The organism is Halomonas sp. AOP30-A1-24 (assembly GCF_052378165.1).
GTDB lineage: Bacteria > Pseudomonadota > Gammaproteobacteria > Pseudomonadales > Halomonadaceae > Vreelandella > Vreelandella citrativorans.
Genome location: NZ_JBQSXL010000017.1, coordinates 72,867 through 89,734 on the forward strand (window position 1 = coordinate 72,867; position 16,868 = coordinate 89,734).

The following is a 16,868-nucleotide window of genomic DNA, read 5'->3' on the forward strand; positions in this document are numbered from 1 at the left end:
CTTTATCCATTAACGTTTATCCGCTCAAGGTTACAAATTCCACACCACAAAAAGCACTGATACAAAAACACCGACGCCGGGGCGTCGGTGTTTTTAGCCATTGTGCAACTCATAGCCGTTACATCAAATAGCGCTAGGCTTACTCGCTGGCTGCTTCAGGCTTGGCTTTTTGACGCAAGCGGATATTAAGGTCTTTCAACTGGTCTGGGCTAACCTCACCAGGTGCATCTGTCATTAAGCAAGCGGCGCTTTGCGTTTTCGGGAAGGCAATAACTTCACGAATGGTGTTGGCACCGACCATTAACATCACCAAGCGGTCCAGGCCAAAGGCCAAACCACCATGAGGCGGTGCACCGTACTGAAGTGCGTCCAGCAGGAAGCCAAACTTCTCCTGGGCTTCTTCCTCGCCAATACCCAGAATCTCAAACACCGTGCTTTGCATGTCTTGATTATGGATACGGATAGAGCCGCCACCCAGCTCGGTACCGTTGAGCACCATATCATAGGCGCGTGAAAGCGCTTTTGCCGGGTCAGCCTTGAGCTCCTCCGGCGAGCAGGACGGCGCGGTGAACGGGTGATGCAACGGGCTTAAGCGACCATTGTCATCCGCCTCAAACATCGGGAAGTCGACCACCCACAGCGGTGCCCACGCTTGGGTGTACAGATCAAGATCAGCACCCAACTTAACGCGCAGCGCGCCAATGGCTTCGTTAACGATGCGCGTTTTGTCAGCACCGAAGAAGATGATATCGCCATCTTCTGCGCCAAGACGATCAAGCAGCTCTTCAACGATGTTTTCCATGAACTTGACGATAGGCGACTGAAGCCCTTCAAGTCCTTTGGCACGCTCATTGACCTTGATCCAGGCCAACCCTTTCGCGCCATAGATACCCACGAACTTGGTGTATTCGTCGATTTCCTTACGCGAGAGCTTGGCACCGCCCGGTACTTTAAGCGCGGCTACTCGGCCATCATCGGCACTGGCGGGGCCAGAGAAAACCTTGAAATCGACCTGTTTCATCAGGTCGTCAACGTCGGTCAGTTCAAGCGGAATACGCAGATCCGGCTTGTCTGAACCAAAACGGTCCATAGCTTCTTGCCAGGTCATGCGCGGAAATTCTGACAGCTCAACGTTCAGCACTTCCTGGAAGAGCTGACGAATCATGTCTTCAGTGATGCTCATGATGTCGTTTTCTTCGACAAACGACGCTTCGATATCAATCTGAGTAAACTCAGGCTGACGGTCTGCGCGCAGGTCTTCGTCACGGAAGCACTTGGCAATTTGATAGTAACGGTCAAAGCCCGCCACCATCAGCAGCTGTTTAAAGAGCTGTGGCGACTGAGGCAGTGCAAAGAAGTTACCCGCATGCGTACGGCTAGGTACCAGGTAGTCACGGGCGCCTTCGGGCGTCGCACGCGTTAGGATCGGCGTTTCGATATCCAGAAAGCCCTGATTTTCCAGGAACGCACGGACGTTATGCGAAATGCGCGAGCGCAGACGCAGTTTTTCGATCATGTCAGGGCGACGCAGATCAATATAGCGGTGCTTCAGGCGAACTTCTTCACCCACCTTACCATGCTCATCAAGCTGGAACGGCGGTGTGGCCGCGGTGTTCAACACTTCAACGTCTTTGGCTAGCACCTCAATCATGCCGGTGGGCATATTGGGGTTTTGGGTACCTTCTGGGCGCAGCCTAACGCGGCCGGTAATACGCAGAACATACTCACCGCGCGCACGATCGGCATTGGCAAATGCATCAGCAGTATCCGGGTCTACCACAAACTGAGCGATGCCATCACGGTCACGCATATCGAGGAAAATTACCCCGCCGTGGTCGCGACGACGGTGTACCCATCCGCAAACGGTGACCGTTTGATCTACCAATGTCTCGTTTAGCTGGCCGCAATAATGGCTGCGCATGTCAAATCCTGTTCTGTTTCGTGGCAAATAAGGTGTCTTGGGCCAACCAGGCCCTGACCGCTACAGTCAAACTGCAGAGTCTTTTGACGTGGAAGTAGTATCGCTTTTAGCACTGGTGTTAGCCGTTGTGCTTTTTGCATCAGCGACCAGGTTCTTTTTACTTCCCGTTTTAAAATCGGTTTCATACCAACCACCGCCCGCCAGGCGGAACCCTGCCGCGGATACAAGCCGCGCCAAGTCATTACGATTGCACGCAGGGCACTCTTTTAACGGATCTGCGCTGATTTTCTGTAATTTTTCCATGCGATGGCCGCAGGCCTTGCACTCATATTCATAGATAGGCATGTTGGTTATTCCTGAAAGCTCAACGACGACAGAATATTGTCGAATATAAACGCAGCCAGCTGCGAATATGTAGCCTGTCGATATAAAATCCAAGGCTGCGGTTGATAAAGCGTCAATATTATACCCTTTTGTGCCCCCTGCCGAGCAAGGTTAACAAGCCCTGGCAGCAACTGGAGAGAATAAAATGCCTCATGCGGTCATGTTGGATGCGAAAAGTCTTGGGCCTCAAATAGATTTAAGCGCTATTCGCGGTGCGGTTACTCAACTGGATGTCTTCGATCAAAGTACAACGCAACAAGCTAAAGAGCGCTTGGCAAATGCTGACATCGCATTAGTAAACAAGGTGGTACTGGATGCGGAAACGTTAAAACAGCTGCCTTCGCTTCGCCTGATTTGTGTCATGGCTACTGGTCTAAATAATATCGACCTTGAGGCAGCAAAAGCACTTAATATCAGCGTTAAGAATGTCGCGGCATACGGCACGGCAAGCGTGTCTCAGCACACATTAATGCTGATACTTAACCTGGCAAACCGGCTACCTCTATACCAACAGGAAGTCGCCAAAGGTGTTTGGCAGCAAAGCGACTTTTTCTGCCTCCAGGACCACGTAACGCTACAGTTAGCGGGCAAGCGGCTGGTGATGGTGGGCCAGGGCGAACTGGGAACGGAAGTGGCGCGCTTGGCGGAGGCCTTTGGCCTTCAGGTGACCTTTACGGCACGCCCCGGTCATGAAGCTAACGACGCACGTCCTTCTCTCGATGACATGTTGCCTGAAGCCGATATTATCAGCCTACACTGCCCGCTTAATGCTGATACGCAGCACCTAATTAACCAAGAACGCTTGGCCAAGGCCAAACCCTCCCTTCTGCTAGTAAATTGCGCTCGTGGTGGCATTATTGATGAAGTAGCGGCGCTTGAGGCATTACGCCAAGGGCGTATCGGCGGGTTAGCGGTAGACGTGCTTCCTGTAGAGCCACCGAGGGAGGGACATCCACTATTGGCAGCGCTGGATGAACCGCTTAATCTGATTGTCACCCCCCACAATGCATGGGTAACGCCAGAAGCGCGCCAAAACATTATCGCTCTAACGGCGGAAAACATTACGCAATGGAAGCACGCCCAGTAAGCCTAAAATAAATATTAGCCTAATGCGTCGTGAAAGCATCAGGAGCGCGGCATTGGGCTAATGCCTCATATTCGACATGGGTTACCTGCGCATTAGCAGGGCCTTGCCAAAGCCACTCCAGCAGCATGTTCACACGCTGATGTTCGCCACACATAAGCACCTCAACCCGACCATCCGCCAGATTTTTGGCATGACCGGTTACTCCCGCCGGTAACGCCTGCTTTTGAACGGCGCGGCGATACCCTACGCCCTGCACTTTTCCGGTGACCAAGGCTTTTATGCAACACGCTGACACTATTCGTCTCCTGCTATCCTGGGCGTAAACGCCTCTGTTTCCAAGACTTCCTGCCTAACCTGAACGGCACTGTTTCGCGGAATAAGCTTTCTGCCTCGACGCAGTAAAAGCGAGCGTGTAAAGGCGGCACCAAACAATAAAATAAGTGACGAGTAATACACCCAGAGCAATACCATCACCACCGACCCGGCAGCGCCGTATGTCGATGCCGTTGCGGTATAGGTGAGATAAATCGCAATTACGGTGCGGCCGATAGTAAACAGTACGGCCGTGACAACAGCCCCGGTTAGGACATCCTGCCAACGTAGCACTACATCGGGCAACACTTTGAAAATAGCAGCAAATAGCAAGGTAACGACGCCAAGTGACACAAGAGAGTCCAATAGTGTCGTGGTATAGCCCGCGAGCGGGACAAGATCACCTGCCATTTGCAGGATGCTTCGCAAAGCAATACTTAATACCAACGAAATTAATAGAATAAAACCAATGAGAAAGACAACCATTAACGATAAAAAGCGCGTTTTTATAAATACAAACAAGCTGTTACTGGCCGGCTTGGCGATCACTCCCCATATGGTGTTCAGTGAAAGCTGCATTTGCGCAAAGACGGTTGTTGCACCGACTAACAGAGCACAAACGCCTAACACAGAAGGCAATACACCAGACTCTTCGAACCGAGAGTGGATAACGGCCTCTTCAATCGCGGAGGCCACATCGGTACCCAGTGAGTCCTGCAGCTGGGCCACGATTTGACCCTGAGCAGCGTTTTCACCAAAGACAATACCGATAACCGCAACGGCAATAATGACAGTAGGGGCTAATGAAAAAAGCGTATAAAACGCTAATGAGCCCGCGAAGCTAAACGCATGACGCTCTAACCATAGCTTCGTTGCATCCTGGACCACCTTCCACCAAAAAGTGAGGGTGTCTTTAGTCATATTCAGTCCCTTGCGTCATTTATGGATGGCTTTATGTGCAATAGCTTAGCAGCATACCCAATACGGGTGCAGTACGTAGCCTTCGTCAGATTGCACCGCTGAACCGCTCTCTTCATAATGACGCTGTTATTTGACCAAATATTAAAGGAAGCACCATGGCCCTTGATGCAACATGCTCTACGCCTGATTACACCTTTGATTGTTTGGTATTTATTGGGCGTTTTCAGCCTCCTCACTTAGGCCACTTGGCCGTTATCCGTGAAGCACTTAATCAGGCACGTCAGGTCATTGTACTGGTAGGCTCTGCATGGCAGGCGCGCTCGCTGAGAAACCCATGGCGCTTTGATGAACGCCAGGCAATGATTCGTTCCGGGTTTGATGATGCTGATAACCAGCGGTTAGAAATCACGCCGCTGCTGGATGCTCTTTATAACGATGATGTTTGGGTAAGAGATGTACAGCGAAAGGTACGAGACTTAGCCGCACCGGCTAATATTCGTTTACCACGCATTGGTTTGATCGGTGCAAGCCGTGGTCAGTCAAGCTACTACTTGTCTCTGTTTCCGCAGTGGGAATCCGTCAGCGTTCCGCTGATTGAAGGCATTTCAGCCAGCCAGATTCGTGAACGACTGTTTCGATCGCCAAGCGCTTCAGACGATTATTTGAGCACGGGGGCTTATCATGACCTGCCGCCCGGCGTGGTCAGTCGCGTTAGCGAATTTTGTCACGCAAGCGCCTATCAACAATTACTGGAAGAGCAACGGCTACTGGACCAGTACCATCAAGCCTGGTCACATGCGCCCTACCCGCCTATTTTTGTTACCGTGAATGCGGTGGTTGTGCAATCCGGGCATGTACTTCTGGTGCGCCGTAATGCAGCGCCCGGCAAAGGATTGTTTGCGCTGCCTGGTGGATTCATTAACCCTCATGAGCGATTGCTGGATGCGTGCTTGCGGGAGCTCAGGGAACGGCTGCGCTTGAAAGTACCAGAGCCCGTTCTAAAGGGATCATTACGTGGGCAGCGCCTTTTTGATGAGCCGCACCGAAGCTGGCGAGGACGCACGCTAGCGGAAGCCTTCTACTTTGCGCTACGCCCAGACCAACAGCTACCGCGTTTAAAACCTGTGAAAGGTGGCGACCAAGCGCGGTGGGTGGCACTGGCTGATTTAGAGCCAGATAGCCTATTCGAAGATCATTTTTTTATTATTCAAAACTTTCTTGGCCTGCCTGCTGACTTCGGCACGTCAACTTAACCCATTACGCTTGTAAAAAATCACGTGGCAGCTTCATCATTTGACGCCAAAGCTTCTCAACGCCTGGTTTGTGTACCAACGAGCAGCGATAAAGGCGAATTTCGAGCGGTATGTCCCAACTTTCATCACCGGCCCTGACCAAGCGCCCACTTTTGAGCTCTTCACGAATACAAAAATCAGGGATCCATGCCGCTCCAATACCTTGAAGCACCATGCCTTTTAATCCTTCTGCCATGGCGGTTTCATAAACCGTACGTAATTTCATACGCAGAGGGTCATTCTTTAATAGCATTCGTACACTGCGCCCTAAAAAAGCGCCCTGGGTATAGGCCAGGTAGGGAATTGAGGCCTCTTGCTGTAGCGAAAAACAGGGTTTCCCCGTTTCGTCGGGTAGCGAGACGGGCAGCATATTGACCTTGCCTATCGAGAAGGACGGGAAAACCTCGGCATCCAACTGCATAGTGGCAAAGGGGTCATAATAGGCCAGCATGAGATCGCAATTACCTTCACGCAGCACGTGGATCGCTTCGCCTACATTCATGGCGACCAAACGCGTTGGCAGCTCTCCAAGGCCTTTCTGAAGGCGTGAAATCCAAGGGGGGAAAAAGCTTAATGCCAATGAGTGAGCGGCCACAATATCAAGTGCTTCATTGGCAATCGACAAGCCACGCAAATGACTTAATGACTCGTTAAGCTGTTCAACGAGGTTTCGCGCCGTCACCAGAAACAACTGCCCTTCTGATGTAAGCCCTACGGGGGTTGTTGAGCGGTCAACAAGGGTTACGCCAATGGCTTGTTCCAGTGCTCGAATGCGGCGGCTAAAAGCAGGTTGAGTAACATGACGCTGGCGGGCAGACGCTGAAAAGCTGCGTGTATTCGCAAGTGCGACAAAATCTTCTAGCCATTTTGTTTCAAGATTCACCCAACACTCCTTTGCCGATTATTGCTATTGGACAGGCGACATTAAATACGCCGCCCGTGATACTACTTTTTTCCATAATGGACGCTGTTGAATTTCATCAATTGTGATACGCCGACAATCATTAAAGTCTTTCACCAACATGGTGTGCACTTCGGCGGCAAATATGGTGTCAGGAATATACGCTGTAATTTCAAAATTTAAGCGAAATGAACGATTATCCAAGTTTACCGTACCTACGGTGGCGGCATCATTATCAATCAGAATTACTTTTTGGTGCAGAAACCCAGGTTGATAACGGTATATTTTAACGCCTGCTTTTAACATATCGGCCAAAAAAGCAAAGGCCGAGAGAAATACCAGCAGGTGGTCTGGCCGCTCGGGAATCATCACTCGTACGTCAATTCCCCGCATGGCGGCCAAGCGTAGCGCATCCTGAACGCCTTGGTCGGGTACAAAATAGGGGCTGGTGACCCATAGCCGATGCGTTGCACTATGAATCAATTGCTGAATCAACAGGCTGGCAGTGTCCTGTTTGTCCGCTGGGCCTGAAGGGACAATAACAACATTCTGATCAATATTAGGGTGGCTTTCAGCCTGCCAATTCAAGCTGGTGACCTCCCCCGTTGCCCAGTGCCAATCTTCCCAAAAAGCTTCTTGTAGCCCCAATACGCTGGGCCCTTCCAGTACCAGGTGCGTGTCACGCCAAGGCCCATGGCGAGGGTCCTGGCCCAGATATTCAACCCCCACATTAAAGCCCCCTAACCAACCCCGCTTACCATCGACAACAGCTACCTTGCGATGGTTACGAAAATTGAGCTGAAAGCGATGTTTAAAGCCTCTTGAGGAGCGAAACGGGCTGACTTCCACGCCTTCTCCGGCCAGTTCCCGAAAATAGCCCTCATTGAGTTTGCGACTACCAATTTCATCGTAAAGAAAATACACCCGTACCCCGCGGCGTACGGCACCCAGCAAGTGCTGTTGAAGACGGCGGCCCAGCGCATCATCTCGCACAATAAAAAACTGCAGCAGTAAATAGTGTTCTGCTTCATCAATACCGTTAAACAAGCTATTGAACGTGGCGTCACCATCAATAAGCAACTCAGCGCTATTGCCCCGAGTGAGAGGCATCATGGCCAACTGCTCTACTGCTTGTGTATCAGAATTAGAAAACGGGACTAAATAAGGCAAGGAGCTTTCCTGGTAGCGAGCAAGCACACGCCTTAACACGCTATCGCGCTCGCCACGGGCCATTACGTATCCATAAAAGCGCGGCCGACCAAAGAACCAATAGGCCGGTAAAGCGATATAAGGAAAGGTAAGAAGAGAGATAATCCATGCGACGGCACCTTGTGATGTCCGGCTAGACATTAGCGCCATGATCGCCGACATCACCCCTAACAGGTGTATCAGCATAATGCTTGTCCCTATCAGCCAAGAGACCATACCTACATCTCCATTAAACGTATGGATATTTGAAACAGGGTATCGCTATGGTTCTCAATGCACAGAAGCCCCGTATGAACGGGGCTTCTGTAATTTAATCACTCATCACAGCACAGACTGCCTTATGCCGTTTGAGCAATAATCTCCTTCCATTTGGCCGGTCCGGTTTGATGAACCGAAGTGCCTTGGCTATCAACCGCTACGGTGACCGGCATATCTTCTACTTCAAACTCATAGATGGCTTCCATCCCCAAGTCCTCAAAACCAACGACCCGGGATTTTTTAATTGCCTGAGCGACCAGGTAAGCCGAGCCACCCACCGCCATCAAGTAGACAGCCTCGTTATCGCGGATTGCGTCTATGGCCACTTGGCCACGTTCCGCTTTACCCACCATACCCAAAAGTCCGGTTTCTTCGAGCATGGTGCGCGTGAATTTATCCATCCGCGTCGCCGTTGTGGGCCCTGCTGGCCCCACCACTTCGTCACGTATCGGGTCAACTGGGCCAACGTAATAGATAAACCGGCCTTTCATATCAACAGGCAGTGGCTCGCCTTTCGCCAGCATATCCACCATGCGCTTATGAGCAGCATCACGACCAGTCAGTAGTTTGCCATTCAGTAACAGCGTATCACCTGGCTGCCAGGTTTTAACTTCTTCGGGTGTTACGGTATCCAGATTAACGCGCTTCACGTTATCACCCATTTCACGGGTGATTTCTGGCCAGTCTTCCAGCTTCGGCGGGTCAAGCGCTGCAGGGCCTGAGCCATCTAGCGTGAAATGCGCATGGCGAGTTGCCGCACAGTTAGGAATGATCGCAACCGGCTTATTCGCCGCGTGGGTCGGGTAATCTTTTACTTTTATGTCCAACACCGTGGTAAGGCCGCCGAGACCCTGAGCGCCAATACCACTTTTATTAACCTTATCAAAAAGCTCTAACCGTAGCTCTTCAGCGCGGTTGCTCGGGCCACGTGCTTGCAGGTCCTGAATATCAATAGGGTCAAGCAGTGCCTCTTTTGCGATTTGCATCGCTTTTTCAGCCGTACCACCAATCCCAATACCCAACATGCCCGGCGGGCACCACCCTGCCCCCATTTTGGGAAGCTGCTCCATGACCCAATCGACAACGCTGTCAGAGGGGTTGAGCATCGCGAACTTGGATTTCGCTTCACTACCGCCGCCTTTTGCCGCAACGTGAATGTCGACCTTGTCACCTGGCACCAGCTTGTGGTGGATAATAGCCGGCGTATTATCTTTGGTGTTTTGGCGCTTCCCGTCCGGGTCTGCCAGCACGGATGCACGCAGCACGTTATCGGGCAACTGGTAAGCGCGGCGAACTCCTTCGTTGACCATGTCGTCCAAGCTCATATCCGCGTCCCAAGTAACGTTCATGCCTACATGAACGAAGACGGTCACAATACCCGTGTCCTGGCAGATAGGCCGATGGCCAGTGGCGCACATTCTTGAGTTAATCAAAATCTGCGCGATAGCATCCTTTGCAGCCGGGTTTTGTTCCCGTTTATATGCCGCATCCATGGCATCAATAAAATCTTTAGGATGATAGTAAGAGATATACTGCAGAGCATCGGCAACGCTTTGTATCACGTCGTCCTGGCGAATCACGGTCATGGAGTAACAGCTCCTTGGTTTTCGTCTTGTCTACGGCTACTTTAACGAAGGTGGAAATAGCCGTTTAAGCGTGCAAGCAGTATACCGTATTGATCCCCAAGCGGCAGCTTCTACGATTTCTTAACTACCATTGAATGAGTTTGATAGTGATGTTTTGACAATCCAAAACAAGATAACGGTATAAGTTTCTAATTATGCGCTCGGCTCGACTGCCCGCCGGATTTCGGGGCCTTCTGGCATATCTCTATCCTAGCGCCAGCTGTTTTTCTTTCATTTGATGCAGTTGATCGCGCAGGCGCGCTGCTTCTTCAAACTCCAGATTCTGCGCTGCCTCAAACATTGCGTCTTCCAGCTTGCTGATAGCGGCTAACAAATCATGCGCCCCCATGCTGGCGATATCATAATCACCGGCACCTTCTGCCACCTTACGCTCGGACCCACGCTTGCGGCTGCTCTTTTTGCCGGGGGTTTGCGCAGCTTCCAGAATATCTGCCACGGAGCGCGTCACGGTGGTTGGCGTAATACCATGCTTTTCATTGTGCGCTTGCTGTTTGGCTCGGCGACGCTCTGTCTCATCAATCGCTTTACGCATGGAGTCGGTGATGCGATCACCGTACAAAATGGCTTTACCGTGGGCGTTACGTGCCGCGCGTCCAATGGTCTGAATTAGCGAGCGCTCTGCACGCAGGAAGCCTTCCTTGTCAGCGTCAAGAATCGCCACCAACGAAACTTCTGGAATATCCAACCCCTCGCGCAGCAGGTTAATACCTACCAACACATCAAACTTGCCCAGGCGCAGATCACGAATAATTTCTACCCGTTCGACCGTATCGATATCGGAGTGCAAATAGCGTACACGTACCCCATGCTCATCAAAGTATTCTGTTAAATCTTCAGCCATACGCTTGGTAAGCGTTGTCACCAGTACGCGCTCACCGACGGCAGTACGCAAGCCGATCTCGGAAAGCAGATCGTCCACCTGGGTGCTGGCCGGGCGCACTTCAATTTCAGGATCCAGCAGCCCCGTAGGACGCACAACCTGTTCAACGACTTGACCAGCATGCTCGGCCTCGTATTTACCCGGTGTTGCCGAAACAAAAATAGCCTGAGGGACAATGGATTCCCACTCTTCGAATTTCATGGGACGGTTATCCAACGCCGAAGGCAAGCGGAAACCATACTCCACCAGCGTCTCTTTACGTGAACGGTCCCCCTTATACATACCACCCACCTGAGGCACGCTGACGTGAGACTCATCAATAAACAGCAGCGCGTCGTCAGGCAGGTAGTCAAAAAACGTGGGCGGCGGCTCGCCAGGCGCACGCCCGGATAAGTAGCGTGAGTAGTTCTCGATACCGTTGCAGTAACCCAGCTCTAGCATCATCTCGATATCGTAAAGGGTACGCTGTTCAAGGCGCTGCGCTTCTACCAGGCGTTCATGCTTACGCATCCATTCAAGGCGCTCTTTTAACTCATCTTTTATGGAGTCAATCGCGCCTAAAATGGTTTCACGCGGCGTCACATAGTGAGACTTGGGGTAAATTGTCATACGCGGAACCTGACCCCGTATGTCCCCGGTTAGCGGATCAAAAATTCGAATAGAGTCAATTTCGTTATCAAACAGTTCAACCCGTACCGCATCCTCATCAGAATCAGCAGGGAAAATATCAATAACATCCCCGCGCACGCGGTACGTACCTCGGCGGAAGTCCATGTCATTACGGGTGTATTGAAGCTCCGCCAAACGGCGCAAAAAGGCACGCTGATCAATCAACTCGCCGCGGGTAAAGTGCAGACGCATTTTTAAATACTGGTCGGGATCACCCAACCCGTAAATAGCAGAAACGGAAACAACGATGAGCGCATCACGACGTTCAAGCAACGCCTTGGTTGCCGAGAGACGCATCTGCTCAATATGATCATTGATAGAGGCATCTTTTTCGATAAACGTATCCGATGATGGTACGTAGGCTTCGGGCTGATAGTAGTCATAATACGAAACAAAGTACTCGACAGCATTATCCGGAAAGAAGGACTTAAACTCTCCATAAAGCTGAGCCGCGAGGGTTTTGTTAGGTGCCATCACAATGGTCGGGCGCTGAAGCTGCTCAACCACATTCGCCATGGTGAATGTTTTGCCCGACCCGGTTACACCCAGCAGCGTTTGATGGGCAAGTCCTGACTCCAGGCCACTTACCAAGTCTTTTATCGCATTTGGCTGGTCACCGGCAGGCTTAAATTTCGACTGTAACCGAAACTCTTTGCTCATCATTGCTCCTGAATGAAAAGTTAAATAATGTGCGTAGTGATATCGACAGTTGCCTGCGTCATCAGGCGCTGGATGGGGCAGCGATGGCTGATCTCTTCCAAGCGTGCCCGCTGTTCCGGGTCGCTGATCCCATGCAGTGTTAACGCTACATTCAATTTATAAGTTCCATGCGCTTCCTCACTGTCGTCCCTCTGCACCGTGACAGTAATCGCGGTAAGCGGCCACTTCTTGCGCTTGGCATACATCTGCACCGTAATGGCCTTACACGTTCCCAGAGAAATATCGAAATAGTCATGTGGGTCGGGCGCACTGCCTTCGCCTCCGACCAGAGTGGGAACATCGGCATACAGGGCCTCCAGGCTATCGACCTCAATACGCTGGCGAAATACATGGTTACGCTGGCTGATTACCGTAATAGGCGGATGCATCAGGATACTTTCACTCCCAGTTTGAGCTTCTCTACAGCGTTGATCAGTGCCTCACGTTTAACACGGCCATCCACATCTGCGCCGTGGCGACCTACCTCTGCACTATCAACCCCCTCCAACATCATCAACGCCGTGGTAATCTTGTTGACTTGATCAGCGTTTTTTACGCCTTGAAACGTTAACGATTGCTGTGCCATTACGCTACCCTCCTCACTTAACCTTATGCAAAACTGATACAACAGAAAGATTCTAGCACGCTATTACACCTTGCAATTAGTATCATTCGCCCACAGGTTGAGAAGCGCGGCGTCCTAATCCTACTTTCAGCGATCAGCTACTCATCAGGAGTCTATATGGCAACGGTTATCCCCTCTACTGCGATCACCGACAATGTGCGCCTTCATCACTTGGCAGCGCTGGATGTAACAGGGGCAGATGCTGAAAAATTTCTGCAGGGCCAAACAAGCGCTCAGGTAAGTTTAGCGGATGGCGAGTTTGCCCCTCTTACGTGTTTTTGCACACCCAAAGGAAGAATGCTCGCCAATGGTCAGCTGCTGCGCCTTAACGCTGAACACTTTAGACTTATCCTTAGTGTCTCTCTTGCCGACTCGCTGGCGGCCCATTTAAAAAAATTTGCCGCGTTTTATCAGGCTGAATTGATCCATAACACAAACATCACGTTTATTGGCGCCAGCAAAGCAGCAGACACCTTAGCTGAGTCACTGGGATTAACCCTTCCTGAACAACCATACGCACAAAGCGTTAATGAACAATCAAGCGTTGTACGCGTGGCCGGGGAAATGCCTCGCTGGCTGTTTTGCACGACAGAGACAACGACAGAGGCATCCTCTCAACAGGTGGTGGATGACGAAGCCCAGCAGGCTGCCTGGCAACTTGCCGACATTCGCAGCGGAATTGCCTGGCTCTCAGAGGCTCAGCAGGATCAATTTCTGCCTCAAATGCTGAACTGGGAAGCACTAGGGGGCATTAGCTTTAAAAAGGGCTGCTACACAGGACAGGAAGTGGTAGCCCGAGCACACTTTCGTGGACAAGTTAAAAAACGCTTGGTTCACGCTGAACTTACATCGACAACGCTACCCGAGACAGGCGCCAGCATAAAAACCGAGCTGGATAAAGCCATGGGCGAGGTCGTTGCAAGCGTAAGGCGCGATAATGATAGCGTGGAGCTACTGGCAGTGATGAATACCAAGGCGACAGAAGAAGCGATACCGCTTTACTGGGAAGGCAACGCAATCACCCTACTGCCGCTACCCTACGCTATTGAACGGCTTGACCCTGAACAACTGGTGGCCACGTTAAAGGGCCAGGTTTAAAAGGACTAGGCTTACAAGGGCTAAACTCACTCGTTTAAGAATCCTGAAAAGCCTTAAGGTTAAACAATCGGGCGGCATTGGCACTGCTATGTGCCGCCACCTCTTCTTCTGTTTGGTTGCGCAGCGTTGCCACGACGCGACACACGCGAGCAACACATTGGGGTTCGTTACGCTCACCCTGATGACCGCTAAGGGGCATGTCAGGGCTATCTGTTTCCAGTACAAAGCCATCATTGGGCAGTGCCGCTACCGTTCGCCGCAGCCGCTGAGCACGCTCATAGGTAACAGTGCCCCCAAGCCCTAGCACAAAGCCTCCGTCTAAAAACTTTTGGGCTTGCTCTATAGAGCCAGAGAAGGCGTGAATCAGCCCCGCTTGTGGAAGCGCTAACTGGCGCAGTCGTTTACTGACCTTGTCATTGGCCTGCACACAGTGAACCACGACAGGAAGCTTGTACTGCTTGGCCAAGCGAAGCTGATCATCGAAAAGGCGCCACTGCGGCTCCCAGGAATCTGTAAAGCGTGCATCAATGCCGCACTCCCCAACCGCTGCCACCTGTGGATTTGAATACAGCGCCTGCTCCAGCGCAAGGATATCCTCATCGCGCTGGTGCTGTTCCATAAAATAGGGGTGGAGGCCCAAGCACACACTAACATCATTGCGCTCGCCTAGCGCCAGCACCTGTTGCCAGCGCTTCCGAGTAGTGCCAGGCACAATGAAATGAGAGACACCGGCCGCGTGTGCTGCTGCAAAAACAGCATCGCGGTCCTGATCAAACGCGCTAAAGTCCAGATGACAATGGGCATCGATTAGCACTGTCGGGCCTCCCTGTTGATATACCACGCAAGCCCCTCCTTGGGCTTGCCAACCTTTGCTTAGCTTAAAGAGTAGCTAACTTAATGCTCTCGTGTGGGCTGGAAGCGAATATCGGGCCAGCGCTCCTGGGTCATTTGTAAATTAACCCGAGTAGGTGCGATGTAGGTTAAGTAACCGCCTCCATCAATAGCCAAATTCGTGCTGGCTTTACGCTTAAACTCTTCGAGCATTTTGGCATCGTCGCAATATACCCAACGGGCCGTTTGTACGTTGACCCCCTCATACAGACAATCGACCTTGTACTCCTCCTTTAGCCGATGGGCGACCACGTCAAACTGCAAGGTGCCCACCGCCCCCAGGATTAGATCGTTGTTATCCATAGGCATGAAGACCTGAGTAGCGCCCTCTTCGGACAGCTGCTGCAAGCCCTTCTGAAGCGCTTTCATTTTCAGCGGGTCTTTCAGGCGAACTCGCTTGAAAAGCTCAGGCGCGAAGTGAGGAATACCGGTAAAACGCATATCCTCGCCAACGGTAAAGGTATCGCCGATTTGGATCGTGCCATGGTTATGCAAGCCAATAATGTCACCCGGCCAGGCTTCTTCTACATGGGAGCGATCAGATGCCATAAACGTCAACGCATCAGCAATTTTGACATCCTTGCCAATACGTACATGGCGCATCTTCATGTTCTTCTCATATTTGCCGGAGCAAACACGTAAAAAAGCGATACGGTCACGATGATTAGGATCCATATTGGCTTGGATCTTAAATACAAACCCGGTGAAACGCTCGTCGTGAGCGGTTACTTCACGCAGGTCAGTTTTATGCGGCTGAGGGGCAGGCGCATACTCGACGAAGCCGTCCAGCATTTCGCGTACACCAAAGTTCCCCATCGCAGTACCGAAGTAGACGGGCGTAAGCTCACCTCGCCGATAAGCCTCAAGATCAAACGTGTGCGAAGCGCCCCGTACCAGTTCAACTTCCATACGTAGCTCTTCGGCCTGCTCTTCGCCCAGAACGGCATCAACTTCAGGGCTATCCAAGCCCTCAATGCGCTTGTCTTCCGGAATATGGCTGCCCTGACCCTGGGTATAAAGATGGATAACATCATTGTAAAGGTGGTAGACACCCTTGAAATGACGCCCCATACCGACAGGCCATGTCATGGGCGCGCACTGAATATTTAAAACGGTCTCGACTTCGTCCATCACCTCAATAGGGTCACGGATATCACGGTCCATTTTGTTAATAAAGGTCAGGATGGGCGTGGCACGTAAACGACACACCTCCATCAATTTGATGGTCCGATCTTCGACACCCTTGGCGCCATCAATCACCATCAAAGCGGAGTCAACGGCGGTCAGCGTTCGGTAGGTATCTTCCGAAAAGTCTTCGTGCCCTGGCGTATCCAGCAAGTTCACAACACGGCCGCCATAGGGGAACTGCATAACGGAGGTCGTCACCGAGATCCCCCGCTCCTGCTCCATCTTCATCCAGTCAGACGTCGCGTGTCGGTCATTACGCTTGCTTTTCACCGAGCCTGCCAGCTGAATAGCATTCCCAAACAGCAGCATTTTTTCGGTGATGGTTGTTTTACCCGCATCAGGGTGCGAAATGATAGCGAATGTGCGGCGCAGATCCGCTTCCTGGGCTAACTGAGTGTCTTTCATCTTGCCTCTACAGAAATTAGTACTCAGCAACGTAACGCGACTCTGGCTGAGTGATTCAGAATTGGGCGAGATTGTAACGTTATGACCGTTTTGGTGCCATGTTCATTGAAACCTGCGCCTTGAAACCCTTGGGGGAAGACACATGATGGATGCTGGGAGTTTTTAAGGGCTACTACATGTGTCCGCGCGAGCGAGGCCTGCAAAATCACTTTTGAGCCCAATAAAAAAAACGCCGAACGGGTCGGCGCTTTAAAATGCTAGCTGATGGTGGTCGCGGATAACGTTCTAAGCGTAGGTATTAACCTGCGTACCCACATTACCTTCTTGAGCAAGATTGGGTTCAGCGCCCATATCCGCTGACGCCATGATTTCCGTGACCTGTTGAGCCTGAATATCCAATGCGTCTTTGAATATCTGCATTTGGGCCTGTTCAGCAGTTTGCGCTTGATTCATATAAAGCGCTGTACTCACCGTATTGCTTA

16 protein-coding genes are annotated in these 16,868 nt (G+C 51.4%); 3 read left to right on the forward strand and 13 right to left on the reverse strand.

Annotated elements, in window-relative coordinates:
- Positions 1–139 precede the first annotated feature (139 nt).
- Together aspS and ACT3TJ_RS11225 are read right to left on the reverse strand one after the other, a co-directional pair.
- Complete coding sequence (gene aspS, locus ACT3TJ_RS11220) at positions 140–1,921, reverse strand: aspartate--tRNA ligase (protein ID WP_444621658.1); 1,782 nt, start codon at positions 1,919–1,921, stop codon at positions 140–142.
- Positions 1,922–1,987: 66 nt separating this feature from the next.
- Positions 1,988–2,266 (reverse strand): FmdB family zinc ribbon protein, encoded by a 279-nt coding sequence (locus ACT3TJ_RS11225; RefSeq protein ID WP_193056389.1) that lies wholly within the window; start codon positions 2,264–2,266, stop codon positions 1,988–1,990.
- A 184-nt stretch (positions 2,267–2,450) separates the two neighbouring features.
- Here ACT3TJ_RS11225 and ACT3TJ_RS11230 point away from each other — a divergent pair, with 184 nt between their 5' ends.
- A complete protein-coding gene (locus ACT3TJ_RS11230) occupies positions 2,451–3,392 on the forward strand; it encodes a D-2-hydroxyacid dehydrogenase (protein ID WP_444621659.1) in 942 nt (313 codons plus the stop codon).
- Positions 3,393–3,411: 19 nt separating this feature from the next.
- Here the strand turns inward: ACT3TJ_RS11230 and yccX are convergent, their stop codons facing one another.
- Together yccX and ACT3TJ_RS11240 are read right to left on the reverse strand one after the other, a co-directional pair.
- Positions 3,412–3,687 (reverse strand): acylphosphatase, encoded by a 276-nt coding sequence (gene yccX, locus ACT3TJ_RS11235; RefSeq protein WP_444621660.1) that lies wholly within the window; start codon positions 3,685–3,687, stop codon positions 3,412–3,414.
- Positions 3,687–4,625, reverse strand: coding sequence for a YihY/virulence factor BrkB family protein (locus ACT3TJ_RS11240; RefSeq protein WP_172116599.1), 939 nt, complete (start codon positions 4,623–4,625; stop codon positions 3,687–3,689). Before ACT3TJ_RS11240 ends, yccX begins: the two co-directional genes overlap by 1 nt.
- 155 nt (positions 4,626–4,780) lie before the next feature.
- Here ACT3TJ_RS11240 and ACT3TJ_RS11245 point away from each other — a divergent pair, with 155 nt between their 5' ends.
- Positions 4,781–5,878 carry a bifunctional nicotinamide-nucleotide adenylyltransferase/Nudix hydroxylase gene (locus ACT3TJ_RS11245; RefSeq protein WP_444621726.1) on the forward strand — a complete coding sequence of 366 codons (1,098 nt, stop codon included), beginning with the start codon at positions 4,781–4,783 and terminating at the stop codon, positions 5,876–5,878.
- 4 nt (positions 5,879–5,882) lie between these two features.
- Here ACT3TJ_RS11245 and ACT3TJ_RS11250 read toward each other — a convergent pair whose 3' ends face one another.
- From ACT3TJ_RS11250 to ACT3TJ_RS11275, 6 genes are all read right to left on the reverse strand, one after another.
- The gene (locus tag ACT3TJ_RS11250; RefSeq protein WP_087105473.1) at positions 5,883–6,800 is read right to left on the reverse strand and encodes a LysR substrate-binding domain-containing protein; all 918 of its coding nucleotides are present in this window, start codon (positions 6,798–6,800) and stop codon (positions 5,883–5,885) included.
- Positions 6,801–6,824: 24 nt separating this feature from the next.
- Positions 6,825–8,243 carry a cardiolipin synthase gene (gene cls / locus ACT3TJ_RS11255; protein ID WP_444621727.1) on the reverse strand — a complete coding sequence of 473 codons (1,419 nt, stop codon included), beginning with the start codon at positions 8,241–8,243 and terminating at the stop codon, positions 6,825–6,827.
- Between the two features lie 122 nt (positions 8,244–8,365).
- Positions 8,366–9,871: a fumarate hydratase gene (locus ACT3TJ_RS11260; protein WP_444621728.1), complete on the reverse strand. Its 1,506-nt coding sequence runs from the start codon at positions 9,869–9,871 to the stop codon at positions 8,366–8,368.
- A gap of 244 nt (positions 9,872–10,115) precedes the next feature.
- Positions 10,116–12,140 carry an excinuclease ABC subunit UvrB gene (gene uvrB, locus ACT3TJ_RS11265; protein WP_172116595.1) on the reverse strand — a complete coding sequence of 675 codons (2,025 nt, stop codon included), beginning with the start codon at positions 12,138–12,140 and terminating at the stop codon, positions 10,116–10,118.
- A 20-nt stretch (positions 12,141–12,160) separates the two neighbouring features.
- On the reverse strand, positions 12,161–12,568 hold the full coding sequence (locus ACT3TJ_RS11270) for an OsmC family protein (protein WP_172116594.1): 408 nt from the start codon (positions 12,566–12,568) through the stop codon (positions 12,161–12,163).
- The gene (locus ACT3TJ_RS11275) at positions 12,568–12,765 is read right to left on the reverse strand and encodes a hypothetical protein (RefSeq protein ID WP_087105479.1); all 198 of its coding nucleotides are present in this window, start codon (positions 12,763–12,765) and stop codon (positions 12,568–12,570) included. The genes ACT3TJ_RS11270 and ACT3TJ_RS11275 overlap by 1 nt, the downstream gene beginning before the upstream one ends.
- A 156-nt stretch (positions 12,766–12,921) precedes the next feature.
- Between ACT3TJ_RS11275 and ygfZ the strand changes: the two genes are divergently transcribed.
- Entirely contained in the window at positions 12,922–13,902 is a 981-nt protein-coding gene (gene ygfZ / locus ACT3TJ_RS11280; RefSeq protein ID WP_444621729.1) for a CAF17-like 4Fe-4S cluster assembly/insertion protein YgfZ, read from the forward strand.
- 34 nt (positions 13,903–13,936) lie between these two features.
- On the opposite strand, the gene ACT3TJ_RS11285 is transcribed toward ygfZ, so the two are convergent.
- The 3 genes from ACT3TJ_RS11285 to ACT3TJ_RS11295 all read right to left on the reverse strand — a co-directional run.
- Positions 13,937–14,716, reverse strand: coding sequence for a TatD family hydrolase (locus ACT3TJ_RS11285; protein WP_444621733.1), 780 nt, complete (start codon positions 14,714–14,716; stop codon positions 13,937–13,939).
- 80 nt (positions 14,717–14,796) lie between these two features.
- Positions 14,797–16,386: a peptide chain release factor 3 gene (locus tag ACT3TJ_RS11290; RefSeq protein WP_193053530.1), complete on the reverse strand. Its 1,590-nt coding sequence runs from the start codon at positions 16,384–16,386 to the stop codon at positions 14,797–14,799.
- A gap of 285 nt (positions 16,387–16,671) precedes the next feature.
- The coding region (locus ACT3TJ_RS11295; protein WP_444621730.1) for a putative motility protein at positions 16,672–16,868 on the reverse strand (197 nt) is incomplete at its 5' end.

Bases quoted from the DNA above. Each gene is read 5' to 3' on its own strand.
- ACT3TJ_RS11245 (WP_444621726.1), top strand. From the start codon at position 4,781: ATGGCCCTTGATGCAACATGCTCTACGCCTGATTACACCTTTGATTGT.
- ACT3TJ_RS11275 (WP_087105479.1), bottom strand. From the start codon at position 12,765: ATGGCACAGCAATCGTTAACGTTTCAAGGCGTAAAAAACGCTGATCAA.
- aspS (WP_444621658.1), bottom strand. From the start codon at position 1,921: ATGCGCAGCCATTATTGCGGCCAGCTAAACGAGACATTGGTAGATCAA.
- ACT3TJ_RS11225 (WP_193056389.1), bottom strand. From the start codon at position 2,266: ATGCCTATCTATGAATATGAGTGCAAGGCCTGCGGCCATCGCATGGAA.
- ACT3TJ_RS11230 (WP_444621659.1), top strand. From the start codon at position 2,451: ATGCCTCATGCGGTCATGTTGGATGCGAAAAGTCTTGGGCCTCAAATA.
- ACT3TJ_RS11270 (WP_172116594.1), bottom strand. From the start codon at position 12,568: ATGCATCCGCCTATTACGGTAATCAGCCAGCGTAACCATGTATTTCGC.
- ACT3TJ_RS11240 (WP_172116599.1), bottom strand. From the start codon at position 4,625: ATGACTAAAGACACCCTCACTTTTTGGTGGAAGGTGGTCCAGGATGCA.
- uvrB (WP_172116595.1), bottom strand. From the start codon at position 12,140: ATGAGCAAAGAGTTTCGGTTACAGTCGAAATTTAAGCCTGCCGGTGAC.
- ACT3TJ_RS11290 (WP_193053530.1), bottom strand. From the start codon at position 16,386: ATGAAAGACACTCAGTTAGCCCAGGAAGCGGATCTGCGCCGCACATTC.
- ygfZ (WP_444621729.1), top strand. From the start codon at position 12,922: ATGGCAACGGTTATCCCCTCTACTGCGATCACCGACAATGTGCGCCTT.
- cls (WP_444621727.1), bottom strand. From the start codon at position 8,243: ATGGTCTCTTGGCTGATAGGGACAAGCATTATGCTGATACACCTGTTA.
- ACT3TJ_RS11260 (WP_444621728.1), bottom strand. From the start codon at position 9,871: ATGACCGTGATTCGCCAGGACGACGTGATACAAAGCGTTGCCGATGCT.